The 327-nt window shown below is 59.0% G+C and carries 1 rRNA gene; it reads right to left on the minus strand.

From position 1 onward, the window contains the following. Nucleotides 1-327 (minus strand): 23S ribosomal RNA (locus IH44_RS0140210); the annotation flags it as partial.

Consider the following 327-nt stretch of genomic DNA (forward strand, 5'->3'; position numbering starts at 1 on the left):
CACGGTACTATCCGCTATCGGTCACCAGGGAATATTTAGGCTTAGCGGGTGGTCCCGCCAGATTCACACGGGATTTCTCGGGCCCCGTGCTACTTGGGAGAAGCTCAAGCGAGCCGTACAGATTTCGTCTACGGGGGTCTTACCCTCTACGCCGGACCTTTCGCATGTCCTTCGACTACCCATACGGTTTCTGACTCGCCCAGCCGCCGGCAGACGACTGAAGAACCTTCCCACAACCCCGTCGTGGCAACCCCTGCCGGGTCTCACACCACAACGGTTTGGCCTCATCCGGTTTCGCTCGCCACTACTCCCGGAATCACGGTTGTT

Source organism: Kitasatospora sp. NRRL B-11411 (assembly GCF_000721345.1).
In the GTDB taxonomy this organism is placed as follows: domain Bacteria; phylum Actinomycetota; class Actinomycetes; order Streptomycetales; family Streptomycetaceae; genus Kitasatospora; species Kitasatospora cineracea.